The following is a 24,776-nucleotide window of genomic DNA, read 5'->3' as shown; positions in this document are numbered from 1 at the left end:
TGGAGAAAATCCATGGGTGCCTTTGTCTTGAAGTGAAGGGCTTACGCCGACATCACCGGATTCATCTCGCGGGCAAACTGGTCGGGCGAAGGAGCGTTCTTGATCGCCTTGGCCATCGACTTGCTCAGTCCATCCAGGGAGTAAGGTTTCAGCATGATGTCCACAGGGGGATTGCGGCCCTCGCCCAGGATCACGAATTCATCGGGGTCAATCACAAAGCCGCTGCACACCACCACAGGCACATCATGGCCAGCGGCGCGCAGTTGCTTGAAGGTGTCGCGCCCGCTCAGCTTCGGCATGTAGATGTCCAGCAGCATCACGTCCACGCGTTCGCCGCTGCGGAAGAGGATGTCCAGGGCCTGCTGGCCATCGCTGGCCTCCAGCACGCGATAGCCCAGGAAGGTCAGCATGTTTACGGCAATGGAGCGCACAGGAGCTTCATCATCCACCACCAGAATGTTTCCGCGCAGCCCAGCGGGTGTGCTGGCGACCTGGGGCTCAAAGGCGGGTTCTTCCTCCACATTTTCGGGGTCTGTCGTGCGGGGCAGGAAGATGCGAAATTCGGTGCCCTGGCCTTCGATGCTGTCAAATTCGATCCAGCCACCATGCTCGCGCACAATGTCCTGCGCCATGCTCAGTCCCAGGCCGGTGCCCTTGCCGTTGGTCTTGGTGGTGAAGAAGGGCTCAAAAACGCGACCACGGGCATCTTCAGGGATGCCATGGCCGTTGTCGCGCACGACAATCATGGCGAATTCGGCGGGTGGTTGGTCGCCGGCCGGATTGCGATGGGTGACGTTTTCGATGCCGATTTCGATGATGCCTTTGTCTTCTGGCAGGGCATCACGTGCATTGAGGCAGAGATTGAGGATGACCTGCTCCAGTTGAGTGGCGTCCGAGATGACGAAGGAGGCATCCAGTCCTGCCCGCACCCGGATGTCCACGCGAGGGTCCACGCTGTGTTTCAAAAGCGTCTGCACTTCCGCCAGCAGCTTTTTCACGTTGGTGACCTTGCGCAGGCTCTGCCCGGCACTGCGGCGTGAGTAGCCCAGCAGGCTTTTGACGAGGTCCGCCGCGCGCTGGGTAGCTTGGTTGGCGCATTGCAGTTTTTCGCGTACTTCGCTTTGGTTGGAGGCGGGCTGCAGTTCGGCCAGTGTCAGGTTGCCGCGGATGGCGGTGAGCATGTTGTTAAAGTCATGGGCGATGCCGCCGGCGAGCTGCCCCAGCGTGCCGAGTTTTTGCGATTCCCGAAGCTGCCGTTGCAGGCCGCGCATCTGGCTGCAATCGCGGACCATCCACAGTCGGCCGATCACCTCGCCGGTGTCTGTTTTCATGGGGGCGGTGCGCACGCTGTAGTTGCGGCCGTCTTTGCCCGCGAGGTCCGCTTCCACCTGGTCCTGGAAATTCGGATCTTGGAGGCTCTGCCCCAGCCACAGGCTCATTTTTTCAGCGTCTGCAAAACGGCCGGACATGGCCTGCAAAAGGGTCTTCACATCGCGGCCACCCAGTTCTTCCAGCGGCTTGCCGAGGAATTCATCCAGCTTGTTGTTGGAGGCAATGATGGAGCCCTGGGAATCCACAACGGCCACGCCTTCATCGCTGGCGGCAAAGATGCCTTGCAGGGCGGTAAAGGCTTCCCTCAGCAGGCGCTCGGCATTCATCAGCCGCTGCGCCGTCTGGCAGGCGTGGGTTTCCGCTGCGTTTAGGGACTGGCGATGCTTGGCAAACAGCATGTTGATGTCGCAGCGCAGCTTCCAAAAATCAGCCGGCAGCCATTGGGCGATCTCTTTCGTCGGCGGCACCCCGCGCAGCACCGAAGACGTGGCATTCATCACCGAGGCCAGCGGTTTGAGCACCCACCCACTCAGGAGATAGGCGGCCAGCAGCACTCCGCCGCCGAGCAGCACCCCTTCCATGCCGAAAAACCATTCCAGGGAATGACCCATGAGGCGTGCGGCCCCTATCGCGGGTAAAAAGCCGAACAGCACGAGCGGGAGTAGAAATCGGATTCGGAGGGAGTTCATGTGAGGGATGCGGAGAGAATCTGCGGAGGCTGGGACAGGAAAGTTTCCGCGCAGAAGTCTGGCAGCGGGGCGGTGAGGCGGAAAAATTCGTGGCTGCTCAGCCGGTTGACCGTCTGTTGCAGAGCTTGGTCGAGCGTGGCCTGGACTGCTTGCTCCACACGGGCAGACAGATGAGCGTCCAGCCAATTTTGGACGAGAAGTTCGATCCCGCTAGCCGAGATGTCTTCTGGAACGGCGGACTTTGGCCCCTGGGACGATTCAAGCCCGTCCAGCCTGTCTTTGAGAGTGCTGACGCCCATGGCGGCACCAAACAAGTCGTGCCGCATCTGCTCCAGTTCTGTTTCCAGCTCGACCCGCAGTTGGGCAAGGTCCCGGCTTTGCAGGCTTTGCACCGCATTAAAATGATGGGTCGCAGGGACCGCCACCTGAGGAGATTCCACGGGTGGAGAGACAGGCACCGGAGTTTGGGTGGCCAAGGCGAGGCTGGCGGCAATGGCCGAGCCTGGGGCCATGCAACTGGCCAACCGACGCGAGGGCGGAGCCAGTGGACCACTGGCGCTTTGCTGCACAGCCAGGGCTGCGAGTCCCCCCTGGCAGACCTCTGGGGGCGATGAATCGGAAAGGGAATCTGCAGGCTCATCCATGATCCAGGACTGCCGCTCATCGTCTTTGGCCTGGAAGTCGTCTCCCGCCTCCATCACCACCTCAGAGCGGGAAGCTCTGGGGCGGCGTGATGCAAAAAGGGAGAAGGGGAAAGTCATATGGAATTTGTAACTGTTATGTAAATTTATATAAATTTCCATAAATATTCCAACGAAAAGTAAACTTTTTTTGAATATCCGCTATCCCAAGGGGAGCCGCATCCTGCACGAATGACCGGGAAACCATGCTAAAAACGTGCAAAAAGCCGTTTTTTAAAAAGGTGGTATTACCGTCAGGGCGGCGGCCAAAGTTCGCCATGTCTTGACGCCCCGCCAATCCGCCTTACCAAGGAAGCACACGTTTATCTTTCGGCAGCCCCGTTCAGTCCCCGCCCATCCCCATGTCCACTCCTGCCCACAATTACACTGAAGACAGCATCAAGTCGCTCGACTGGCGTGAGCACATCCGCCTGCGGCCTGGCATGTACATTGGGAAGTTGGGCGATGGTTCCCAGCCCGAGGACGGCATCTACGTGCTGCTCAAAGAGGTGATCGACAACTGCATCGATGAGCACGTCATGGGTTACGGCAAACTCATTGAGGTGGAAATCACTGAAGATCACCAAGTCACCATTCGTGACTACGGCCGCGGCATCCCCCTGGGCAAGCTCATGGAGTGCTGCGCCCAGATCAATACCGGGGCCAAGTACGATAGCGAAGTTTTCAAGCGCTCCGTGGGGCTCAACGGCGTGGGGATCAAGGCGGTCAACGCCCTGAGCACCCAGTTTAAAATCCAGGCCTTCCGCGCCGGCCAGACCCGCGCTATGGAGTTCAGCCAGGGCATCGTCCGCAAGGACATGAAGACGCCCCAGGCGACGGAAGAGGCCGATGGCACCCGCATTTCCTTCCGGCCAGATACGGAGAACTTCACCGCGCATGTTCATTTCAAGCTGGACTACGTCCGCGAGATGCTGCGCTTTTACTCCTGGCTGAATCCTGGGCTGACGCTGAAGCTCAATGGCGAAAGCTTCAAGTCCAAGGAAGGCCTGCGCGACCTCATCGCTGCCAAACTGACCGAGGAGCCGCAGTATCCCGTCATCCACCTGGATGGTACGGATGTGGAGGTGGCCTTCACCCATGGCACGGGTTACGGCGAGGAGTTCTACACCTTCGTCAACGGCCAGCACACCACGCAGGGCGGCACCCACATGGCCGCCTTCCGTGAAGCCATTGTCCAGGAATGCCGCGAATTTTATAAGAAGCAGTTCGAGCCTGGAGACGTCCGCACCGGCATCATCGCGGCTGTTTCCGTGAAGGTGCAGGAGCCCATCTTCGAAAGCCAGACGAAGACCAAGCTGGGATCCACCCACATGGAGCCCAATGGCCGCAACCTGCGCAGCCATATCATCAATACGGTGGTCAAGGAACTGGACAACTTCCTGCACAAGAAGCCTGACATCGCCAAGGCCCTGCAGGAAAAAATCCTTTCCAATGAAAAGGAGCGCAAGGAGATCTCCGGCATCCAGAAAGCCGCCCGTGAGTCTGCCCGCAAGGCCAAGGTGCATAACAAAAAGCTGCGCGACTGCCGCATCCATTTTGACACCAAGGACAAGCAGCGCGAGGAAAGCACCCTGTTCATTACCGAGGGTGACAGCGCCTCCGGCTCCATCACCAAAAGCCGCGACGTGAATACCCAGGGCGTCTTCTCCCTGCGAGGGAAGCCGCTGAACTGCTTTGGCCTCAGCCGCAAGATCGTCTATGAGAACGAGGAGTTCTACCTCCTGGCGAATGCCCTCCAGATTGATGAAAACATCGAGGACCTTCGCTATAACAAAATCATCCTTGCCACCGATGCGGATGTGGACGGCATGCACATCCGCCTGCTGATGATCACCTTCTTCCTTCAGTTCTTCCCCGACATCGTCCGGGCCGGCCACCTCTTCATTCTCCAGACCCCGCTCTTCCGCGTGCGCAACAAGAAGGACACCTTTTACTGTTACAGCGATGCGGAGCGCCAGCGCGCCATTCACAAGTGCGGCAAGAATGCCGAGATCACCCGATTCAAAGGCTTGGGCGAAATCTCCCCGGATGAGTTCAAGCACTTCATCGGGCCCAAGATCCGCCTGGAACCCGTGATGATGCCCGAGCACAAAAGCATCAAGGAACTCCTCACCTTCTACATGGGGAAAAACACCCCCGACCGCCAGCTTTACATCGTGGACAACTTGCGTGTGGAGAAGGAGCTGGACTTCAATGGTGAAGACGGTGCCCTGCCTGCGGCGGCGTAGGTTCCGCCTCCTGTTCCCAGCGCGGGGGGCTTATCCCCGCGTTTACTTTTTTGCAGCCATTCCTACGGCGGCAGCCTGTAACTGCCGCCACGGGACACCGCGCAGGACATCCAAAGGCTGAGAGCTGGCATCGCGCATTCTTTTGCGAGGGCTTGACCTGTGGCCGCGTTTTCCTCAGGCTCATTCAGATCCTTATGAACCGCGCCTCCCTTTCCTTTCTCTTTGCCGCCCTTACCACCACCGCCATCGCAGGGGACAACTACCTCGTTTATTTCGGCTGCTACACGAATGCAAAGTCCGGCAGCAAAGGCATCTACGTTTCCAAATTCAACAGTGGCACCGGGGAGATCAGCGATCCGAAGCTGGCGGTGGAAACTGGCAGCCCGAGCTTCCTCGCCATTCACCCCAGCAAAAAGTACCTCTATGCCGTGGGGGAGATGCCCACTGCCGATAAAAAAGCCGGAGGCGTCAGCTCTTTCAGCATCGCTTTGCCGGAAGGCCAATTGACCCCGATCAACCAGGTGTCCTCTGTGGGTGCCGGGCCCTGCCACGTCTCCCTGGATCGCACGGGCAAGATGGCCATGATCGCCAACTATGGCGGCGGCAGCGTGGCCAGTTATGCCCTCGGGCTGGACGGTTCCCTGGGGGAGGCCGCCACCTTTGTACAGCATGAGGGCGGCAGCGTGAATGCCAAACGCCAGGCTGGTCCCCACGGCCACAGCATCAATCCCAGCCCGGACAACCGTTTTGCCCTGGCCTGTGATCTGGGGCTGGATAAGGTGCTGATCTATAAAATCGACCCCGCCACAGGCAAGATGACTGCCCATGGTCATGGCACCGTGCCTCCAGGCAGTGGCCCCCGTCACCTCGCCTTTCACCCGAACGGGAAGTACGTCTTTGTGAACAACGAGATGCTCATGTCGGTGACCTCCTTTGCCTACGATGCTGAGAAAGGCGCGCTGAGCGAGATCGCCACCGTTTCCACCCTTCCGGAGGCAGATCGGGGCAAAGAAGGCTTCAGCACGGCGGAGACCGTCGTGCACCCCAACGGGAAAGTCGTGTATGTTTCTAACCGCACCCATGACACCATCGCCGTCTTCACCTGCGATCCTGAAACGGGCAAACTCACCCTCATCCAAAATGCCTCGGCTGAGGGGCAGATCCCTCGCAACTTCAACCTCGATCCCGCCGGCAAGTGGATGATCGTCGCACACCAGAACAGCAACACGGCAGCTCTTTTCAAGGTGGATGCTGAGACGGGCAAGCTGGCCTTCACGGGCAAAAAAGTGAATGTCGGCGGCTCCGTTTGCGTTCGATTCCTCGCTCTGGATTAATGTTGTATGAGTGGTGCCTTCCTTTCCTCTGACAATCGGCCCGATGCCCGGGAGCGTGAACGCGAGAAAAACCTCGCCGAGTATCATGCGCAGGTGGCGCAGACGAGCTATCGCTGGGCCACGGCGGTGATGGTGGCCGGCATGGTCGTCATCGCCATGCCCCGGCTCGGGCTGGCTGCGTGGAACTGGTACATCGTGGGGGGCGTGGCCCTGGTGGTGACCGCGCTGGCCATCCGGATGATGATCCATGGGCGGGTGGGCAACGGCCTGGCATCCCTCGTCTGTGCCTTCGTTATTCTCCCCGGCTGGGTTTACATGGCGGCAGATGTCGTGACCGCCGGGCATGAGTTTTATGAGATCGTGGTCAAGCAGTGGAAAGACAAGTTGGGCTGAAAAGGACAGAAAGCAGCAGACTCCGCCGCTCTCAGCGACTTGATCTTGACGCCTTCCGCCTCCATGGCACGTAAGACACGTTCCATGAAGATCATTCGCCACACCGACCCTACCTGGCAGGAAACCGCTGCCGCCCTGAATCGCCGTGCTGAGGCCAGCGATGCTGTGCAGGAGGTCGTTTCCGGCGTGATCAAGCAGGTGCGCACCGCTGGTGACGCCGCCCTGATCGAGCTCACCCAAAAGTTTGACGGTGCCACGCTGACGCCTGAAACGCTGGCCATTTCCCAGGATGAACTGGCCGGTGCCTGGAATACAGCAAGCCCAGATTTACAGCAGGCGCTCATCGCCTCCCACCGGAACGTGTTCTCGTTTGCCCAGAAAAGCCTGCGCCAGGACTGGTCCGGCACCAATGAGCAAGGGGCTCAGGTCGGGGAGGTGTATCACCCCTTTGAGCGTGTGGGCTGCTACGTCCCCGGTGGCTCGGCTCCCCTGGTTTCCACCGCCATCATGACCGTCACCCTAGCATCTGCGGCAGGGGTGCCAGAGATCGTTGTTTGCACCCCTTGTGGCAAGGACGGCACGGTGAATCCGGGCCTGCTGGCTGCTCTGAAACTGGCCGGTGCCACGGAGGTTTATAAAATTGGCGGGGCTCAAGCCATCGCCGCCATGGCCTACGGCACGGAAACCATCCGCCCGGTGGCAAAGATCTTCGGCCCTGGCAACAGCTTTGTGGTCGAGGCCAAGCGCCAGGCCTTCGGCGTCGTGTCCATTGACCTCCTGCCTGGGCCTAGCGAAGTCCTCATCCTGGCGGACAAGTCCGGAAATCCCGCCTTCATCGCTGCTGACATCCTGGCCCAGGCCGAGCACGGCAAGGACAGCCAAGCCGGTTTCATCACCGACGATGCCGCCCTTTTGGATGCTGTGGTGGCTGAAGTGGACCGCCAGTGCGCGACGCTCAGCCGTCAGGCGCAATTGACCCCCGTTTTGGAAAAAGGCGTGTTCCTCCTGCTGGCACCTTCTCTGGAGGAAGGTGCCCGTCTGGTGAATGCCTATGCGCCCGAGCACTTGACTCTCATCACCGAACGGGAAGGGGACATCCTGCCCCTCATCCGCACCGCCGGGGCCATCTTCCTGGGCAATGATTCCCCCGTGGCCGTGGGTGATTTCCTCGCCGGTCCCAGCCACACGCTGCCCACCGGTGGCGCGGGCAAATCTTTCCCCGGTCTCACCGTGGACATGTTCCAGCGCCGCACCAGCATCATCCGTCTGGACAAAGCCAGCGTCACCGCCTCCGTGCCCATCGTCCGCGCCTTCGCCGCTGTCGAAGGCCTGGACGCCCACGGCGAATCCGTCGCCATCCGCGCTCGCTAAGTTCCCTGCAAGGTTGGGGTGTAGCCGCCTGCGCCAGCAGGTGGTGGTTGGAGTAGCTGCCTGCGCCAGCAGGTGGTGGTTGGAGTAGCTGCCTGCGCCAGCAGGTGGGGTCTGGAGTAGCCGCCTGCGCCAGCAGGTGAGGTTTGGAGTAGCTGCCTGCACCAGCAGGTGGGGTTTGGAGTAGCTGCCTGCGCCAGCAGGTGGGGTTTGTGAGTAGTTGCCTGCACCAGCAGGTGGCCAGAATGCGTGCGGCCTTGCCCTCACCAGCCACCTCACTCACGCTTCCGGCCTAACCACAAGGTGGGCACCAGCACCGCCAGCAACAACACCCCCGACAGCGCGCTTGCCAGCGGCAGGTTGCGATCACTGAAGGCGCGCTGTTCGATCTTGTTGCCGATCATCTCATCGCCCGTGCCGCCCACGTATTTGGGAATCACATACTGCCCCAGGGAACAGACAAACACGATGACAATGGCCGAGATCAACCCCTGCCGGACGCCTGGCAAAAACACCTTCCGAAACGCCTGCCATGTGGAGGCCCCCAGGTCCCGCGCCGCATCCACCAGTGTGAAGTCAAATTTCTCCGCCGCTGCATACAGGGGCAAGATGGCAAAGGGCAGTTGGGTATAGACCATCACCAGCAGCACCGCCCCGGCATTGTTGAGTAAAAGCGTGTCCTCCGTGGCCAGGTGCAGCCACACCAGCGCCTGCTTGATGATCCCTTCCGGATGCAGCAGCGAGCGCCACGCAAAGATGCGGATGATGAAGTTTGTCAGAAAAGGCACGATGATCAGCAGCAGCACGATCTGCCGCCAAAAAGCCCCCATGCGCGCCAGCGCCCAGCTTACGGGAAGTGCCAGGGCTAGGCAGCACGCCGTCGTCGCCACACTCATCCAGAGTGTCTTCCATACCACAGGTAGATACTGACTGTCCGCCAGAGACTTCACCGTCTCCAGGGACCACGCATCGCCCACACCACCTCGCAGATCACTGGCCCGAAATGCCAGCCCCAAGATCAGCACACAGGGCAAAGCAAAGAACACCAGCAGCCAGCCCAAAGAGGGCAGGGTGAGCAGGAGTTCGCGGCGGGATTTCATGGGTAAAGACAGTTTTTCGGCGGGATCTTTCCTCAATCCACCACTCGAGCGGCCTCAGGTTCAAAGTGCAGCCACGCTTCCGTATCCGCCGCTAACATAGTCTTCCCAGTGGGCTGCTGGATATGCAGCGCGTGTGGGCCGCAGCGCACCTGAGCCTTTGCATGAGGGCCGAAGTAGGTGACGGCTTCAATCCGGGTGGAGAAGAGGTTTTCGCCAGCGGCTAGGGTGGGCCTTTCCAGGCTGAGGTGCAGCCGCTCGGGCCGCACCATGACGCGCACGGTTTGCCCAACCAAAAGTGTGGAGTGACCCGTCACGATGAGGCTGCCCAGTCCCGCCACCGTCACGCGCAGTCTTCCATGGGAAAGTGGCTCTTCCACACGACCTTCGAGGAAATTGGCATCGCCAATGAACCCGGCCACAAAGCTGGTGGCGGGGGCCTCATACAGGCCTCGTGGGCTGTCCACCTGCGAGACCTTGCCTGCCTCCATCACCGCGATCCGGTGGCTCAGGCTCAGGGCCTCCCCCTGGTCATGCGTCACGTAGATGAAGGTGGTGCCCACCTGGGCATGGATGGCCTGCAGCTCCGCCAGCATGTGCTGCCGCAGTTTCAGATCCAGCGCCGCCAGGGGCTCATCCAGCAGCAGGAGTTTGGGTTCATTCACCAGCGCCCGGGCGATGGCCACGCGCTGGCGTTGCCCGCCACTGAGCTGGGCGGGTTTTTTCTTCGCATGATCACCTAGCTGGATCATCGCCAGCATCCGCTCCACGGCGGCGGTGATTTCTGCCTTGGGCCGTCCTGCGATCCGCAGCCCGAAGGCGATGTTTTCCCACACGCTCAGGTGCGGGAAGAGCGCGTAGTTTTGAAACACCGTGTTTACGGGCCTCCGCTCCGGTGGCAGATCCGTGATGTCCTGGCCATTTAGGATCAGCCGTCCCGCGTCCGGTTTCTCAAACCCGGCCAGCATCTTCAGCAGCGTGGTTTTGCCACAGCCGCTGGGCCCTAGGAGAGAAAAGATCTCCCCTTGGCGGATCTGCAAAGTCACCCCATCCACTGCCCGCAGCGGGCCGAAGTGCCTGGAGACTTTTTCGATGGAGAGAAAATCGTTCACAGAATGGCTGGCAGTTGGTGTCTAAGGATTGCAGTAGTTGGCACTGGCTTTAAAGAAACCATCGTCAACGACGGCAAACAACTGCCAACCATCGCAAACTTTTTCATGAGCGAAGATCTCTTCCAAGCCCCCGCCGAAGCCTCCGGCACCGTCGTGGATGCGCAGCCAGATGCCCCCCTGGCCTCGCGCATGAGGCCGCGCGTGCTGGCGGAGTACACCGGGCAGGGCCACATCCTGGGCGAGGGCAAGCTGCTGCGCCGCGCCGTGCAGGCAGACCGTTTTTCCTCCATCATCCTCTACGGCCCGCCAGGTGTGGGCAAGACCACCCTGGCCCACATCATCAGCCAGGAAACCAAGGCCCGTTTCGTCACCCTTAGCGGCGTGGAAAGCAGCGTGGCCGACATCCGCAAAGAAGCCGATGCCGCGCTGAAGCTGAAGAAGCTCACCGGCCAGGGCACCGTGCTGTTTGTGGATGAGATCCACCGCTTTAACAAAGCTCAGCAGGACGTCCTCCTCCCGCATCTGGAGCGCGGCACGCTGCGCTTCATCGGCGCTACCACGCACAATCCCTTCTTCTACGTCAACAGCCCCCTCGTCAGTCGTTCCCAGGTCTTCACCTTGGAGCCCCTGGGTATCGAAGACCTCCAGATTCTCATGCAGCGCGCCCTGACCGATGAGGAGCGCGGCCTGGGCAAATGGAACGCCACCCTCACGCCCGAGGCCAGCCTGCACCTGGCCACCGTGGCCGATGGCGATGCCCGCAAATGCCTCAATGCTCTGGAGCTGGCCGTCCTCTCCTCCACGCCCGATGCCGAGGGCCGCGTCACCATTGACCTCCAGGCGGCGGAGGAATCCGTGCAGCAAAAAACCGTGGTCTATGATGGCGATGGCGACGCGCATTACGACACCGCCAGCGCCTTCATCAAGTCCATGCGCGCGTCCGATCCCGATGCCGCCATCTACTGGCTGGCCAAAATGATCTACGCTGGGGAAGACATCCGTTTCCTGGCCCGCCGCATCGTCATCGCCGCCAGTGAAGACGTGGGCATGGCGGATAGCAATGCCCTGCGCGTGGCCGTGGCCGCCCAGCAGGCTGTGGAGGTCATCGGCATGCCCGAGGCACGCATCATCCTCGGCCACGCCGTCATCTACATCGCCACCGCTCCGAAGAGCAACCGCGCCTACATGGCCATCAACGCCGCGCTCGAAGATGTCAAAAACGGCCGCACCCTCCCTGTGCCCAAACACCTGCGCGATGCCCACTACAAAGGCGCTAAACAGTTCGGCCACGGCGAAGGTTACCTCTACCCCCACGACTTCGAAGGCGGCTTCGTCCCCCAGCGCTGCCTGGAGGGCGGCAAACAATACTACGACCCCACCACCAACGGCCTCGAAGGCCGCATCAAAGAACGCCTGGATCACTACCGGCAGCAGTGGGAAAAGCAGGCTGGGGAGTCTGGCGAGACTAACCAAAAGTAGGGTGGCTATCAGACGGATTTGAGGCAAAGTGCCGCATCCCCAAGAAATGGTATTTCTCGCCGTTGTGCTGTGTGCACCAAGAACTCAATCTCAAAACCCCCCATGAATATCCTGAAAATGCCGATCAAGGTCTTCGCTCTGATGGTGACCGTATTCGCTTGCCTGGCGATCCCTCAAGAGTCTCATGGCCAGCTATTCGCAAAATGGAAAGCCCGTAAAGAAGCCTCTGCGGGGGAAGCTGCCGCCCGCAAGGACATCGCCCAGGGGATCGTCCGATATGAAATCGGCGGCATACCTTCGCCGACGGATGCCGAACTCAGCCGTGTGGCGAAAGAGAGGTATCAGATCACCGTCGCCTTTTCAGGCTGCATGATTGGCCCTCGGGTGGACTTTGACCGCGCCTATCGTCAGACGGTCATTGATCATCTCAAAGCCAAACACGGCTTTGATCCCGTGATGAAGATCGAAAGCGAACTGCGTGCAAAGAGGAAGTAACTGGCTTCGGGGCATCGAGTCTCCTTCAAAGGTCTAACCAAGTGATGCGGGCACTCCTGCCTGCAATTCTTCGTGGGCGTCGAACTGCGCACGAGGCCTTGATTGCAGGCAGGAGTGCCCGCATCACTTGAGAAATTCCCTATACCCCAATCCCCAGCGCCACGACGGTGCCTTGCAGCACGGCGGCGATGCGGACGGAGTCATGGATGGCGGCTTCGGAGACCTGATGCTGGGTCAGCGTGGCCTCGTGTGCCTGGATGCACATGCCGCAGCCGGCGAGGGCGGCGCAGGCCATGGACATGAGCTCGAAGGTGGCTTTGTCCGTCTTCGGCTGGCCCATCCGGAGCATGCGCAGGCGGGCGGGCAGGGTGGCGTAGCTTTCTTTTTCCACCAGGTGGCGGAACCGGTAGTACACCGTGTTCATGCCCATGATGGAGGCGGAGGCTTTGGCATCATCCACAAAGTCCTCGTTGAGGCCCGCAGCGAGGGCATCGGCCAAGACGGCTTCGCGCAGTTCGGCGTTGTTGATGAAGTAGGCGGAGGCCAGGGCAATGCCCCAGACCTGATCCGAGGTGAGGTTTTCGGGCCGGAGGACGGCCTGAAGGTTCAGCCGCAGATCCTTGGCGGCATCGGGCATTTTGTCGCGAAGAGCGTCAATTTGGGACATGGGAAAAAGGAAGAAAGGCGGGGCCGGATGCACCAGCCCCGCGAGGAGGTTTTTGAGCTAACAAAAAGGGTGAAATTAGACCGTCAGAGTCTTTTCACCCTTCTTCCAGTTGCAGGGGCAGAGCTCGTCGGACTGCACGGCATCCAGCACGCGCAGGGCTTCTTCCACGCTGCGGCCCACGGAGAGATTGTTCACGTTCACCCACTGGATGACGCCGTTCGGGTCCACCAGGAAGCTGGCGCGCAGGCACACGTGCTCCACGGGATCCAGGATGCCCAGGTCACCAGCCAGCTTCTGCGCGGCGATGAGGGGATACTTCAGCGCGGCCAGATCTTCACGGGACTGCTTCCAGGCCAGATGGGAAAATTCATTGTCCGTGGAGCCACCGATGAGCTGGGTATCGCGATCCGCGAAATCCCGCACGCGCTTGCCAAATTCCACCAACTCCGTGGGGCACACGAAGGTGAAATCCTTCGGGTAGAACAGGAAGAACTTCCACTTGCCGGGGTAGGACTGGTTGGTGATTTCGATGATGTCGTCGTTGGTGACGCCATTGCAGGCCTTGGAACGGAATTCTGGGAACGGATGACCGATGGTAAGCATGGGGAGTTTGGGTATCTGGATGGGGGGGGAGGAATGGCGGATCCCTGGGCAGATGCAGCCTCGGGAGAGGCTTGGCGATCTGCGGCCCAGGGGGTAGCCAAGCTTTTCCCTAGCTGCTTTCTAGCCAACTTCAATTTGTTTGATCCAGCGCCCGCCGTGGCTTTCTGCATCAATGAAACGGCGGGGCGAGGATCTCTCAGCTATTGGATATCTGACAATTTTGGGCTACAAAAATCTGGCCTACGTTCGCAGATCCGCGACAGGACTTGAGGCAGATTGGGATTGTCGCGCAGGAGATAACTCAAAGCCTGGCAGTAGCCGCCTTTCACCATGTCCAAGACGATCGTGGACGTGAGTTTCGTGGGCAGGCCTCGTGCGACATATTTTTTTAACATCGGCAGCTCGTTGTCTTTCAGAAAGTAGGAAAGGAACGTGCGATGGTATCCGCCTTGGGCATGGCCTTTGAAAAACCAGGGAACTTCCCAAAAGTTCACCAAAGGAATCAGGGGGCCTAGGGCCTGGGTCACCCAATCGAGATCCGCCTGGGAATAATACATCCGAGAAGGTTCCGCCCGAAGGCGCTTGGCTGTCTCGTCCATCCCTCCGTCAAAACGGGCTCCCAGCTCCAAAAGCCGATCCACCAGTTCCCAATGATTGCGATAAATGGCATGGATCAAGGGATTGTTTTTCCCTTCGCATTCCAGCCCCTGTGGATTAGCCCCATATTCCAGGAGTAAATCAACGAGGGCCATCGGGGCATCCCCGTCCGTCTGGTTCATCCCATCCAGAGAAAAAGACAGCAAACTGAACCAATCATTGAAGCTTCTCTCCAGATTCCAGCAGGGAAGATCTGGACTGGCACCAAGATCAAGAAGGATCCTGGCGGCCTCGGGCTTTTGGCAGCGCACCGCAGCCTCTAGCAGGACATCGAGGACTCGGGTGCTGAGGCTGGATAGCTGCTGGGCGAAATGGTTTTGATTAGAATTCTCCGGGTTTCGGCACACATGGCCGTCGGGATCAAAATTGCGATGGACCAGCACCGCTTTGACGACGTCAAGGCAGTTTGAGCGGATCGCGTTGGCCCCGATTTCTGCCGTGCACTCGGCATCCAAGGATGCTGCCGCGAGTTTCTGGAGGATGTCTCCAGAAATGACAGCATTTATATCAGGCGAGTTCGAAGAAGAACTCAGGTTATAAGAAAACCCGGCGAGATAACGTGCGCGGGCTTTGGGTGATAGGTCTGTCCAGACCCGCGTAGGCAAAGTGCGCATCTGCATCCAGCCTACTCTCCAGGCATGTGTTTCCAACAGAGGCGTGATTTGGGACAGCTCATCCTTGCCAATCCCTCCTACCGAGCTCTCCAGTTGCAAGAGCGATTCCGGCAGCCCCTCTCGGTCAAACATTCCGTGATAGCGCAACGCAAAGCCATAATGCATAGAGTCCACCATTCTTTCGGGACGCTGGCTTTTGTATCTGGCAAAAATTTCGAGGATCTCTGCAATGTCATGTGATGCTTCTGAATAGTTCATGTTTTTAAAACGCCAATAAGTCTCACATGAATGTCTCTAAGGCAGGTGCATTCCTAAGATTTTCGGTGAATGCTTGAGGGTTCATTTGTGAAAAGCCGGGAAAGCGGCGGAATCCCCTGATGGTCTCGGCACCTCCGCCATTGACCCGCCCGGTTTCCTCGCCAAAACCAATGGGGAACCAAACCGTCCTCAGACCTTGCAAGCCAACTCCTCCTCCGCGCCGCGCACTGAACGCGCAGTTTTCCGCACGATCTCTGTTCGTGACCTCTCTGCTGACCAGCTTCTCGACCTGTCGAAGAAGATGAAGCTCTCCCTCTCCAAGGTGGACATGCAGGCCGTGCAGCAGATCTTCAATGACGAAGGTCGCGACCCCACCGACGTGGAGCTGGAAGTCATCGCCCAGACGTGGTCGGAGCACTGCAAGCACCGCATCTTCAACGCCAAAATCGCCCACACCCTGAACGGTCAGGACGAAGTGGTGGATAGCCTTTTCAAGACCTACATCCGCAACGTCACGGAGAAGATCATGGCGGATAAGCCTGACTTCGTGCTCAGCGCCTTTGTGGATAACGCGGGTTTTGTGAAGCTGGACGACAACCAGGCCGTGTGTCTGAAGGTGGAAACGCACAACCACCCAAGCGCCATCGAACCCTACGCCGGTGCCAATACGGGCCTGGGCGGGGTGATCCGCGACATCCTGGGTGCAGGCAAGGGCTCCAAGCCCGTGGCCTCGATTGACGTATTTTGCTTTGGCCCACCAGACACCAAACAGGAAGACCTGAAGGCCAAGGACGTCATCCACCCCCTGGGCGTGATGCGGGGCGTGGTGCGCGGCGTGCGTGATTACGGCAACCGCATGGGCATCCCGACGGTCAATGGTGCCATCCAATTTGACGACACCTTCATTTACAATCCCCTCGTGTTCTGCGGCACCGCTGGGGTGATCCCGATCAAGGACATCGCCAAGGAAGTGAAGCCAGGCCACCTGCTCATCGCAGCTGGCGGACGCACGGGTAAGGACGGCCTCAAAGGCGCGACCTTCTCCTCGGCCGAGCTGACCACGGATTCCCATGAGGAAGACCAGACAGCGGTGCAGATCGGCAACCCGATCGAAGAAAAGAAGGTGGCGGACTTTGTCCTCGCAGCCCGTGAGGCCGGCCTCATCGAGTTCGTGACCGACTGCGGCGCAGGTGGTTTCTCCAGCGCGGCTGGCGAGATGCTCAGCGAAGTGGGCGGGGAAGTGTGGCTGGAAAATTGCCCCCTGAAGGAGCCCGGCCTGGAAAGCTGGCAGGTCTTCATTTCAGAGTCTCAAGAGCGCATGGTGCTGGCTGTGGAAGAGCACAACCTGCCCGCCCTCCAGAAGATCGCCGATACCTGGCAGACCGAGATTTTTGTCCTCGCCAAGGCCGATGGCCTGAAGCGCCTGAAGGTGTGGCACCACGGCCAGTCCGTGTGCGACCTGCCGGTGGATAAGCTGCACGGGGCCCCACGCCGTGAGATGAAAGCTCAGTGGCGCCAGCCTGCCTCCCTGCCGCCGAAGGTGGCCGTTCGTCCAGAATCCTGGACCCAGGTGCTGAAGACCGTGCTGGGTGATTTCTCCATTGTCTCCCGCGAGCCCATCATCCGCGAGTATGACCATGAAGTGCAGGGCAATACCGTCCTGAAACCGCTGGCCGGTGCCAGTGGCGATGCCCCCCAGGATGGCTCCGTCATCAAGGTGGATGGCAGCAACCAGCTCGTCGCCCTTTCCTGCGCCTTGCTTCCTGAATGGGGCAAGACCGACCCTCACGCCATGGGCCGTGCATGTGTGGACGAGTGCGTCCGCCAGCTCGTCGCCATGGGAGCGAATCCTGAGCGCATCGCCATTCTGGATAACTTCTGCATGGGCAACCCGGACAACGAAAAAGAGCTGGGTGCCCTCATCGAGTGTACTAAAGGCATGGCGGAATCTGCCCTGGCCTACGGCGCGCCTTTCGTCTCTGGTAAGGACAGCTTCTACAATTACTTCATCACCGATGAAGGTCCGGTCTCCATCCCCGTCACCTTGCTGGTGAGCGGCTTCGGTGTCGTGGAAGATGCCTCCCACGTCATCGGTTCCTCCCTGCGCCGTGTGGGTAGCAAGCTAGCCATCTTGGGCAAAACCACCCCCGGTCTGCGCGGCAGCGTCTTCGCCAAATACACCCAGGGTGCTGGCCTCAACGGAGCCCCGACCTGGAGCGAAACCGAGACCTGGGCCAACTACGGCAAGTATCACGAACTGGTGAAAAAAGGTGCCATCCTGGCCACCCACGATCTCTCCGAAGGCGGCCTCGCCGTCGCCCTGGCCGAGTTCGCTTTCAGCGGCAAAGGCGGTGTGAAAATCGAGCTGGAAAACTTCCCCGCCACGAAGGACTGCACCACCGCCGAGATCCTCTTTGGCGAAACTCCCGGCCGCTTCCTCATCGAAGTCGCCCCGGAGCACGTCGAAGCCGTCCGCGCAGCGGGTGCCGTCTTCATTGGTGAAAGCACCGGCGAACGCTGGCTGCACGTCACCAACCGTGGCACCACCCTCATCGACGCCGCCATCGCCGACCTCAAGCCCATCTGGCAGAACGGTCTCGTGCAGTATTATTGATCCTTGTTTGACCTGAAGATTTGCCTTCCATGCCCCACGCCCTTCTCATCAAATTCCCCGGCACCAACTGCGACCTGGAAACTTCCCGCGCGCTGGAAGCCGCAGGTTTCACCGCTGAAGTCCTGCCCGTCGCCCACCTGGAGCCTACCTCGCTGGACCGCGCCAAGCTGATCGTGTTTTCCGGTGGCTTCAGCTATGGCGATTACGTCATGAGCGGCCGCATCGCCCAGCTCATCACCAAGCACAAGCTGGGTGAGCGCCTGAAGCAGTTCGTGGCCGATGGCGGTTACGTGCTCGGCATCTGCAACGGTTTCCAGATCCTCACGCAGCTCGATCTCCTCCCGCGCGGCAGCCTCATTCATAACAACACCGGTCGTTTCATCTGCCGCTGGACCCCGCTGAAGAAAAACGGCAATACCAGCCCCTTCCTCAAGGCCCTGCCAGACAATTTTGAACTGCCCGTCGCTCACGCCGAGGGCCGCTTCGTCGGTGAATCCGGCGATGCCGAAAAATACATCAAGGACGGCCACGCCGCCCTGCTCTACGGCAAGGACATCAACGGCTCCAGCGCCCAGATCGCCGGTCTCCAGGATGATACCGGTCGCGTCTTCGGCCTCATGCCGCACCCCGAGCGCTTCATCGCCAAAAACACCCACTACGATCCCGATTGGAATGGGGCCGAGCAAGGCTGGGGTTATTACCTCTTCAAAGGTGTGGCTGAAGCGATTGCGGCCTAACAAACCACTTCTCAAACACCCCAGTTGCCTCGCATCTGGGGTGTTTGGTTTTAGGGCCGGGAGCAAGAATTGGGGAGAAGTTGGTTGGCAAATTTTTTTTACCTGATCCAACCCGCCACATTTCGGGAATCAATTTCTTGATTCGCTAGGTGAATCCGTCATGAGGCCAGAAGAGCTTCCCGCAGCCGCGAGATGGAATCTTGAGTGGCCACTGGCGGAAACAGCTTTTCAACAAAGTGCTTCCACCGAGGATGCATTTGATCATAAGTCGTGCGTTGCCAGAGGAACCCGTGACGGCCTTCTTTTAGATCGAGATCGAGTTTGGCTTCATGCGTCATCAATTGATCGGCGAGTTCATTGAGATGGGCGCGCGGTGCATCGCGCCTGAAGCCGATGAGAAGTTGAGCCAGGAGATAAAAAAGACTCTCTTCTGAACGCCATAATTCGAGCGAAAGTTTTTGGTACATTTCCACCAGCACGGGGAGGAGGAGATCTTCCAAACGATCATCTTCGAGTGCGTCGATGTCTTCGATGAGATTGATCGCGTAGTAGTTGCAGGCCAGGAGCCAACCACTTTCGTTAGGCCCCAAAATGATCGCTAAGCCAACGGCATTGGTGAAGATCCGAAAGCGACGAAATCGGAGTGCTTCTTGAGTCTGGAATTCTTTTTCCGGATGACTGTATTGAGTCAGATTGATGGTTTCTGAGATATCAAAATCAAAATCGAGGGGAATGACCCGTGATGTTAAAATGGACTCAAAGGTGCGGACATACTCAGGGTAGCCGGGGTCATGGGGGCAAAACTTTACCACATCTTCAACCGTCACTTGATCTGCCGCAGCTTCGAAAAATTTAAGGACCGCAGGTGTCATGAAAGTTGTGTCGCTAAGGCTCCTTGAGAGGTGGGAAGTGAATGCGTTTCGGCAAATGCATTCAAGGCTCAAAAATCACCGCCGGAGCGCCGAACTCCTGGGGCCAGTCCACGTAAGGCACATCCGTGGCACCGATGATGTAGCGGACGGTTTTCCATTGGCCGTTCCGCTTTTGCAGAAGGGCAAAGATGCCGCCATCGAAGGCTCCTTCGCGGATGGCTTCGGCGTGGATGGTTCCTCGGTAGTCCATCTCGCTGCCATCCGGCTTCAGGGGCACGCCCGCTAGAAAGGCCCAGTCGCCCTGAAGTTTCAGACGGCTGATTTTGAAGATGACTTCCTTTTTCAACTCCGCCTTCACCGGGATACGCAGCGCATCCACGATGGCTTTGCGTTCAGGACTCCCTAGCTGCGGCGTGAAAGTTTCCCCACCAAAGACGGGAGCCAGAGCCACAAGCAGCAGTAAAAAGAGGCGTGGGAGGGAGGCATTCATGAGAAGAAGGCACAATGACGGATTGGCTCGCTGGGAATCAAGCCCTAACCGGGGTTTTGACGGCGGGCCGACTCTGGTGGCGGTGGTTTCCTCTCACCCCGCACTTGCATCCCGGCCTTCCCGAGGCACTCTCAGACTTTCCGGTGGCTGAGCGCGCCGGGTTTTCTCCCATGTCCAAGCACACTTACAAACAGGCCGGCGTTGATATCCATGAAGCAGCATCCTTTGTGGATGACATCGGCGCGCTGGTGAAGGCCACCCAAAAGAAGCGCAAGCTGGCCAATGCTTTCGGTCTCTTTGCCGCAGGGTATGACCTCAGCAAGTACAAGGAGCCGATGATCTTCACCGGCTGCGATGGCGTGGGAACGAAGCTTGAGCTGCTGCTGAAATACGACCTGCTGGAAAACGCCGGTAAGGACCTGGTGGCGATGAATGTGAACGACGTGCTCACCTGCGGCGCGGATCCGATCATGTTCCTCGACTACGTGGGCGTGAACCAGATCAAGAAAAAGCAGCTCGCGCGCATCATCGCCGGGATGTCTGAATACCTCGTCTCCTGCAATTGCATCCTGGCTGGTGGAGAAACCGCCGAAATGCCCGGTGCTGTGCTCGAAGGCATGGTGGAGCTGTCCGGCTTTGCCATTGGGGCTGCGGAGAAGAAGGACGTGCTGAATCCTGCCGAGATTAAAGAGGGCGATGTCCTCATCGGCTGGCCGAGCGCGGGCTTCCACGCCAATGGTTTCAGCCTCGTGCGCCGCATCCTGGAAAAGGAAAGCATCAAGCTGAGCAAGAAGGACGCCGCGCAACTGCTGACTCCTACGCTTTTGTATCATGAGCAGTGCTGGGGCCTGAAAAAGGCCAAGGTGAAACCTGCCGCCATGGCGCACATCACTGGCGGTGGTCTGGTGGAAAACCTGGGCCGTATCTTCACCAAGCGCGGTCTTGGCTGCCACCTGAAGGTGCCTTTCTGGCAAAATGACGTGGTGCAGAAGGTGCTGCGCCATGCGGACCCAGCGGATTGCTGGGACACCTTCAACATGGGCATCGGCTGGGTGGCCATCGTGGACGCCAAGCAGGCGAAAAAAGCCCTCAAAGTGGGCACGGGTGCTGTGGTCCTGGGTGAAATGGACAAAAGCGGGGACGTGACCTGCGAACTGGTGAAATAAGCCGGTTTTTCCAATCTCTTTGAAATGCCGTCCCTGTTTTGGGGGCGGCATTTTGCTTTTTGAGGAGTGATGAAGGGCGGTCGAGGCGGTTTTTGAATAAAATTGCCAGAAAATAGCTAATGAAGCAGTGGGTGGCGCGTTTTTGGGGCAGAGACTCGTCTCCACTCTCCATCACCACCTATGAAAGCCACCAAATCCATGCTCGCCGGTCTCCTGATCGCCGGTCTCGGGGGCATTTCCGCTCAAGCAGCGGAAACCCGCACCTGGACCGACGTTGAAGGCCGCCAGGTCTCAGCCGCCTTTGTGAAACTCGAGGGCGATCTCATCGTCCTGGAAACCGAAGAAAAGCTCCAGCACCGCTTCCCGCTCACTCGTCTGTCGGCGGAAGATCAGGCCATCGCCAAGGCTGCCCAGGCCGCCCTGCCGCCCGAAGCCCCGCAGATGATGGCCAATGCCACCGTGGCCCAGGCCTCGGCCAAGATTGACCAATTGGTAGCTGCTGGCCTGATGAAGGCCAACCCGGCCCGCCAGACCGCTGGCAAGCCGCCGATCACGAATTTCAACCCGATGGCGAATGACGAGCAGTTCGTCCGCCGCGTGTATCTGGACATCGCCGGCCGTATCCCGAACTACGAGGAGGCCAGCGCCTTCATCAAGGACGGGAGCCCACAGAAGCGCTCGAACCTGATCAACATGCTGCTGGAGTCCGATGGCTACAAGGCACACATGTTCAACTACTTTGCCGAGATGCTGCGCATCAAGGACAACTTCGAGCAGGACAACGTCCGCGGCACCCCCTACATCAACTGGTTCAAGGACCAGATCGCCAAAAACGAGAAGTGGGACAAGGTCGTCTATCAGATGGTGACCGCCACTGGCAAAATGTGGGACAAAAAAGAAGACGGCACCTACAACGGCGCAGCGGGCTACCTCCTCCGCGATGCTGGTATGCCGCTGGACAACCTGGCCAACACCCTGACGGTGTTTCTGGGTACGGACGTGGCCTGCGCCCAGTGCCATGACCACCCCTTCGCCGACTGGACGCAGAAGCAGTTCTATGAAATGGCCTCCTTCTTCGGGGCCACCACCACCCGTCTGAACGCCAAGGACCTCAACGGCACCAATCCTCGCGATCGCCTGATGGCCGACATTGAGCCGATGATCGAGAAGTCCGGCCAGGACATCCGCCGCCTGCGCAACGGCATCCAGAACTACATCAGTGCCAACCAGTCCGCGATCAAAGACCGCGACATGAACGGCATGAAGCTGCCGCATGACTACCAGTACAAAGACGGCAAGCCTGGCGACCCAGTGGCACCGAAGTTCGTGACTTGGTCCCCCCAGGACAAGAACAACCCTGCCTACAAGCAGAAGAAGAACGATGAGGAAAAGCTGCGCACTTCCTTTGCCAACTGGATGACGCATCCTGAGAATCCCCGCTTTGCCATGACCATCGCCAACCGCATGTGGAAGCGTGCCTTTGGTTCCGGCGTGAATGAGCCCGTCACCAACATTGATGACATCGAGCAGGCCTCGAACCCAGAACTGCTGAAGCATCTGGCCCAGGAAATGAAGCGTGTGCAGTTCGACCTCAAGGAGTTCATGCGCATCGTTTACAACACCCGCGCTTACCAGTCGGAAGCCACCACTGAAAACATTGCTCTCGGTGAAGTTTATTACTTCCAGGGGCCGATGCTGCGCCGCATGACGGCTGAACAGGCCTGGGACTCCTACATGACCCTGGTGCTGGGCCAGCCCGATGCCTACAAGGCTCCTCTCCAGGACCTGTATGCCCGCTCGATCGACCTGGATCTCACCAAGGTGGATGCTAAGACCGTGCTGATCAAATACGACGCCTTCCGCCGCATGCAGGAGAAGGAAAACGCCCTCATGGGTGGCGGCTTGGATATGGCTGGCGAGGGTAGCATGATGATGGAAGGCGGCTCCAAGAGCGCCGCTGCTGAGAAGACGACCGCCACCGATGGCCCCGGCAAGATCCTGGCCTATGAAGGCATGCGCCTGATGCGCTCCTCTGAGATCCAGCAGCCTGCTCCTGGTGGCCACTTCCTGATCGACTTCGGCCAGTCTCCCCGCAACATCATCGATGGCAGCTCTCGCATCGGCAACGTGCCGCAGGTGCTGATGATGATGAACGGCAAGGCGCAGAAGATGCTCACCAGCAGTGATTCCCTGGTGCTGCGCACGATGAACAAAGTGACCGGCCCTTCGGAGAAAGTGGAGCGCATGTTCATGACCATCATGAACCGCCGACCAACGCTGCAGGAAAAGGAAATCGCCAAACGCGCGCTGAGCGCCAGCGGTGAAGACGGCTATGGCAACATGATCTGGGCGCTGATCAACACGCGTGAATTCATGTTCATCCAGTAATCACGAAATCCTTGAACGATAACCGACGAAACGATTTGAATATGAAAACCGAATTACTCCGCCTCAACGACCACAGCCGCCGCCAGTTCATGATGAACACGGCGAAAACCGCCCTCGGCGTCAGCCTCCTCCCCGGCATCGCCTCCAAGATGGCGGCTGCGGAAGGTGCCTCCGTCTCCGGCCCAGGCACCCCTGGGTTTGGCAAGGCGAAGCACGTCATCTTCCTTTGGATGAATGGTGGCATGACCCACCTGGACACCTTCGATCCGAAGACTGGCGCCACCAAAGGCCCGGGCGAGCAGATCAAGGCCAAGGCCGAAGGCATCGACTACCTGGGCAGCTACCTGCCAAAGCTGGCCGAAAACGCCAACAAGCTGTCCATCATCCGCTCCATGTCCTCTAAGACAGGTGTGCATGAGTCCGGCACCTACATCATGAAGACCGGCTATGAGCCGCGCACCACCATCGTGCATCCTTGCATGGGCGTGTGGGGCACTCACTTCCTGGGCAAGATCAAGGACAAGACCCTGCCAGACAGCGTCATCGTGAACAGCGGCAGTGCCTATCCTGGCGCAGGCTTCTTCCCACCCGCCATGTCTCCGATCCCGATTTCCAATCCGGAAACCGGCCTTCAGAACATCAAGCCGACCACGGAAAATGATTCCCTGTTTGGCAAGCGCATCAGCCTCATGAACGAGTTTGACACTTCTTTCCGCAAGAAGTTCCAGACAGAAGATGTGAAGGCCTACACCGAGTTCTATGACGAGACGCTGAAGCTGATGAAGAGCGAAGACCTCAAGGCCTTCGACCTGACGCTGGAATCCGCTGAAACTCGCGAGAAGTACGGCAAAACCAGCTTTGGCCAGGGCTGCCTTCTGGCACGCCGCCTGGTGGAAAGCGGTGTCCGCTTCGTCGAAGTGCAGATGGGTGGCTGGGATATGCACAACACCATTGATAACGGCATGACCAGCAATGGTGCCACGCTGGACAATGGCTTTGCCGCCCTGCTTCAGGACCTGGAGGCCAAGGGCCTGCTCGAGTCCACCCTCGTGGTGCTCGGTTCCGAATTCGGCCGCACGCCTGACATCAATGAAAACGACGGTCGCGACCACTATCCTCTCGCTTACTCCACGGTCTTTGCCGGTGGTGGTGCGAAGCGTGGTTTCGCCTATGGCGCGACCGACAAGGAAGGCCGCCGCCCTGCCGACAAGCAGACCAGCCCTCAGGATTTCCTGGCCACCATCGGTCACGCGATGGGCCTGCCTGTGGACGAAGTCGTCATGTCGCCTTCGAACCGTCCGTTCACCGTCGGTGACAAGGGCGTGCCTGTGGTGGATATCTTCGCTTAATCGGCGCGGTTTCCTGACAGTCTGACCATGATCCCGGCACCCGGCCTTTTTGGCCGGGTGCCTTTTTGTTGGGTGGGAGCGAAACGGAAGGTCTTTAAAGTAGCCCGCACAGTCCCTGTGCGGATAGTTTTTC

General features: G+C 59.1%; 20 protein-coding genes. 11 read left to right on the top strand and 9 right to left on the bottom strand.

Going from position 1 to position 24,776, the window contains the following annotated elements; all coding sequences use genetic code 11:
- Positions 1 to 41 precede the first annotated feature (41 nt).
- A complete protein-coding gene (locus ABEB25_RS09175; RefSeq protein WP_345736086.1) occupies positions 42 to 2,021 on the bottom strand; it encodes a hybrid sensor histidine kinase/response regulator in 1,980 nt (659 codons plus the stop codon).
- Positions 2,018 to 2,782 carry a hypothetical protein gene (locus ABEB25_RS09170; RefSeq protein ID WP_345736085.1) on the bottom strand — a complete coding sequence of 255 codons (765 nt, stop codon included), beginning with the start codon at positions 2,780 to 2,782 and terminating at the stop codon, positions 2,018 to 2,020. Before ABEB25_RS09170 ends, ABEB25_RS09175 begins: the two co-directional genes overlap by 4 nt.
- A 281-nt stretch (positions 2,783 to 3,063) precedes the next feature.
- Between ABEB25_RS09170 and ABEB25_RS09165 the strand changes: the two genes are divergently transcribed.
- From ABEB25_RS09165 to hisD, 4 genes are all read left to right on the top strand, one after another.
- On the top strand, positions 3,064 to 4,950 hold the full coding sequence (locus ABEB25_RS09165) for a DNA topoisomerase IV subunit B (RefSeq protein WP_345736084.1): 1,887 nt from the start codon (positions 3,064 to 3,066) through the stop codon (positions 4,948 to 4,950).
- 194 nt (positions 4,951 to 5,144) lie between these two features.
- Entirely contained in the window at positions 5,145 to 6,284 is a 1,140-nt protein-coding gene (locus ABEB25_RS09160; RefSeq protein WP_345736083.1) for a lactonase family protein, read from the top strand.
- 6 nt (positions 6,285 to 6,290) lie between these two features.
- Positions 6,291 to 6,677, top strand: a complete 387-nt coding sequence (locus ABEB25_RS09155; protein WP_345736082.1) for a hypothetical protein — start codon at positions 6,291 to 6,293, stop codon at positions 6,675 to 6,677.
- 84 nt (positions 6,678 to 6,761) lie between these two features.
- On the top strand, positions 6,762 to 8,048 hold the full coding sequence (gene hisD, locus ABEB25_RS09150; RefSeq protein WP_345736081.1) for a histidinol dehydrogenase: 1,287 nt from the start codon (positions 6,762 to 6,764) through the stop codon (positions 8,046 to 8,048).
- A 272-nt stretch (positions 8,049 to 8,320) separates the two neighbouring features.
- Here hisD and ABEB25_RS09145 read toward each other — a convergent pair whose 3' ends face one another.
- On the bottom strand, positions 8,321 to 9,145 hold the full coding sequence (locus tag ABEB25_RS09145) for an ABC transporter permease (RefSeq protein ID WP_345736080.1): 825 nt from the start codon (positions 9,143 to 9,145) through the stop codon (positions 8,321 to 8,323).
- 32 nt (positions 9,146 to 9,177) lie between these two features.
- A complete protein-coding gene (locus tag ABEB25_RS09140) occupies positions 9,178 to 10,254 on the bottom strand; it encodes an ABC transporter ATP-binding protein (RefSeq protein ID WP_345736079.1) in 1,077 nt (358 codons plus the stop codon).
- A 105-nt stretch (positions 10,255 to 10,359) separates the two neighbouring features.
- On the opposite strand from ABEB25_RS09140, the gene ABEB25_RS09135 reads away from it, so the two are divergent.
- Both ABEB25_RS09135 and ABEB25_RS09130 read left to right on the top strand, forming a co-directional pair.
- The gene (locus tag ABEB25_RS09135) at positions 10,360 to 11,733 is read left to right on the top strand and encodes a replication-associated recombination protein A (RefSeq protein WP_425572007.1); all 1,374 of its coding nucleotides are present in this window, start codon (positions 10,360 to 10,362) and stop codon (positions 11,731 to 11,733) included.
- Positions 11,734 to 11,835: 102 nt separating this feature from the next.
- Positions 11,836 to 12,228, top strand: a complete 393-nt coding sequence (locus ABEB25_RS09130; RefSeq protein ID WP_345736078.1) for a hypothetical protein — start codon at positions 11,836 to 11,838, stop codon at positions 12,226 to 12,228.
- A 139-nt stretch (positions 12,229 to 12,367) separates the two neighbouring features.
- Here ABEB25_RS09130 and ABEB25_RS09125 read toward each other — a convergent pair whose 3' ends face one another.
- The 3 genes from ABEB25_RS09125 to ABEB25_RS09115 form a co-directional block, all read right to left on the bottom strand.
- Entirely contained in the window at positions 12,368 to 12,895 is a 528-nt protein-coding gene (locus tag ABEB25_RS09125) for a carboxymuconolactone decarboxylase family protein (RefSeq protein WP_184209840.1), read from the bottom strand.
- Positions 12,896 to 12,970: 75 nt separating this feature from the next.
- Positions 12,971 to 13,498, bottom strand: a complete 528-nt coding sequence (locus ABEB25_RS09120) for a peroxiredoxin (RefSeq protein WP_345736077.1) — start codon at positions 13,496 to 13,498, stop codon at positions 12,971 to 12,973.
- Between the two features lie 200 nt (positions 13,499 to 13,698).
- Complete coding sequence (locus ABEB25_RS09115; protein WP_345736076.1) at positions 13,699 to 15,027, bottom strand: ankyrin repeat domain-containing protein; 1,329 nt, start codon at positions 15,025 to 15,027, stop codon at positions 13,699 to 13,701.
- A gap of 301 nt (positions 15,028 to 15,328) precedes the next feature.
- On the opposite strand from ABEB25_RS09115, the gene purL reads away from it, so the two are divergent.
- Complete coding sequence (gene purL, locus ABEB25_RS09110) at positions 15,329 to 17,641, top strand: phosphoribosylformylglycinamidine synthase subunit PurL (protein WP_425572006.1); 2,313 nt, start codon at positions 15,329 to 15,331, stop codon at positions 17,639 to 17,641.
- Positions 17,642 to 17,670: 29 nt separating this feature from the next.
- On the top strand, positions 17,671 to 18,378 hold the full coding sequence (purQ, locus tag ABEB25_RS09105; protein WP_345736074.1) for a phosphoribosylformylglycinamidine synthase I: 708 nt from the start codon (positions 17,671 to 17,673) through the stop codon (positions 18,376 to 18,378).
- A gap of 158 nt (positions 18,379 to 18,536) precedes the next feature.
- On the opposite strand, the gene ABEB25_RS09100 is transcribed toward purQ, so the two are convergent.
- Together ABEB25_RS09100 and ABEB25_RS09095 are read right to left on the bottom strand one after the other, a co-directional pair.
- The gene (locus ABEB25_RS09100; RefSeq protein WP_345736073.1) at positions 18,537 to 19,250 is read right to left on the bottom strand and encodes a hypothetical protein; all 714 of its coding nucleotides are present in this window, start codon (positions 19,248 to 19,250) and stop codon (positions 18,537 to 18,539) included.
- Between the two features lie 61 nt (positions 19,251 to 19,311).
- A complete protein-coding gene (locus tag ABEB25_RS09095) occupies positions 19,312 to 19,740 on the bottom strand; it encodes a hypothetical protein (RefSeq protein ID WP_345736072.1) in 429 nt (142 codons plus the stop codon).
- 170 nt (positions 19,741 to 19,910) lie between these two features.
- On the opposite strand from ABEB25_RS09095, the gene purM reads away from it, so the two are divergent.
- From purM to ABEB25_RS09080, 3 genes are all read left to right on the top strand, one after another.
- Complete coding sequence (gene purM / locus ABEB25_RS09090) at positions 19,911 to 20,906, top strand: phosphoribosylformylglycinamidine cyclo-ligase (protein WP_345736071.1); 996 nt, start codon at positions 19,911 to 19,913, stop codon at positions 20,904 to 20,906.
- A 180-nt stretch (positions 20,907 to 21,086) separates the two neighbouring features.
- Positions 21,087 to 23,294 (top strand): DUF1549 domain-containing protein, encoded by a 2,208-nt coding sequence (locus tag ABEB25_RS09085; RefSeq protein WP_345736070.1) that lies wholly within the window; start codon positions 21,087 to 21,089, stop codon positions 23,292 to 23,294.
- 41 nt (positions 23,295 to 23,335) lie between these two features.
- Complete coding sequence (locus tag ABEB25_RS09080) at positions 23,336 to 24,643, top strand: DUF1501 domain-containing protein (RefSeq protein WP_345736069.1); 1,308 nt, start codon at positions 23,336 to 23,338, stop codon at positions 24,641 to 24,643.
- The last annotated feature ends 133 nt before the right edge of the window (positions 24,644 to 24,776 follow it).

Origin of the sequence: Prosthecobacter algae (assembly GCF_039542385.1) — a bacterium.
GTDB lineage: Bacteria > Verrucomicrobiota > Verrucomicrobiia > Verrucomicrobiales > Verrucomicrobiaceae > Prosthecobacter > Prosthecobacter algae.
Note: the sequence above shows the minus strand (reverse complement) of the source record. Positions and strands in the feature narration are given on the sequence as shown.

What these genes read in the sequence shown, in the direction of transcription:
- ABEB25_RS09175 (WP_345736086.1), bottom strand. Translation starts at nt 2,021, where the DNA reads ATGAACTCCCTCCGAATCCGATTTCTACTCCCGCTCGTGCTGTTCGGC.
- ABEB25_RS09170 (WP_345736085.1), bottom strand. Translation starts at nt 2,782, where the DNA reads ATGACTTTCCCCTTCTCCCTTTTTGCATCACGCCGCCCCAGAGCTTCC.
- ABEB25_RS09165 (WP_345736084.1), top strand. Translation starts at nt 3,064, where the DNA reads ATGTCCACTCCTGCCCACAATTACACTGAAGACAGCATCAAGTCGCTC.
- ABEB25_RS09160 (WP_345736083.1), top strand. Translation starts at nt 5,145, where the DNA reads ATGAACCGCGCCTCCCTTTCCTTTCTCTTTGCCGCCCTTACCACCACC.
- ABEB25_RS09155 (WP_345736082.1), top strand. Translation starts at nt 6,291, where the DNA reads ATGAGTGGTGCCTTCCTTTCCTCTGACAATCGGCCCGATGCCCGGGAG.
- hisD (WP_345736081.1), top strand. Translation starts at nt 6,762, where the DNA reads ATGAAGATCATTCGCCACACCGACCCTACCTGGCAGGAAACCGCTGCC.
- ABEB25_RS09145 (WP_345736080.1), bottom strand. Translation starts at nt 9,145, where the DNA reads ATGAAATCCCGCCGCGAACTCCTGCTCACCCTGCCCTCTTTGGGCTGG.
- ABEB25_RS09135 (WP_425572007.1), top strand. Translation starts at nt 10,360, where the DNA reads ATGAGCGAAGATCTCTTCCAAGCCCCCGCCGAAGCCTCCGGCACCGTC.
- ABEB25_RS09130 (WP_345736078.1), top strand. Translation starts at nt 11,836, where the DNA reads ATGAATATCCTGAAAATGCCGATCAAGGTCTTCGCTCTGATGGTGACC.
- ABEB25_RS09125 (WP_184209840.1), bottom strand. Translation starts at nt 12,895, where the DNA reads ATGTCCCAAATTGACGCTCTTCGCGACAAAATGCCCGATGCCGCCAAG.
- ABEB25_RS09120 (WP_345736077.1), bottom strand. Translation starts at nt 13,498, where the DNA reads ATGCTTACCATCGGTCATCCGTTCCCAGAATTCCGTTCCAAGGCCTGC.
- ABEB25_RS09115 (WP_345736076.1), bottom strand. Translation starts at nt 15,027, where the DNA reads ATGAACTATTCAGAAGCATCACATGACATTGCAGAGATCCTCGAAATT.
- purL (WP_425572006.1), top strand. Translation starts at nt 15,329, where the DNA reads ATGAAGCTCTCCCTCTCCAAGGTGGACATGCAGGCCGTGCAGCAGATC.
- purQ (WP_345736074.1), top strand. Translation starts at nt 17,671, where the DNA reads ATGCCCCACGCCCTTCTCATCAAATTCCCCGGCACCAACTGCGACCTG.
- ABEB25_RS09100 (WP_345736073.1), bottom strand. Translation starts at nt 19,250, where the DNA reads ATGACACCTGCGGTCCTTAAATTTTTCGAAGCTGCGGCAGATCAAGTG.
- ABEB25_RS09095 (WP_345736072.1), bottom strand. Translation starts at nt 19,740, where the DNA reads ATGAATGCCTCCCTCCCACGCCTCTTTTTACTGCTGCTTGTGGCTCTG.
- purM (WP_345736071.1), top strand. Translation starts at nt 19,911, where the DNA reads ATGTCCAAGCACACTTACAAACAGGCCGGCGTTGATATCCATGAAGCA.
- ABEB25_RS09085 (WP_345736070.1), top strand. Translation starts at nt 21,087, where the DNA reads ATGAAAGCCACCAAATCCATGCTCGCCGGTCTCCTGATCGCCGGTCTC.
- ABEB25_RS09080 (WP_345736069.1), top strand. Translation starts at nt 23,336, where the DNA reads ATGAAAACCGAATTACTCCGCCTCAACGACCACAGCCGCCGCCAGTTC.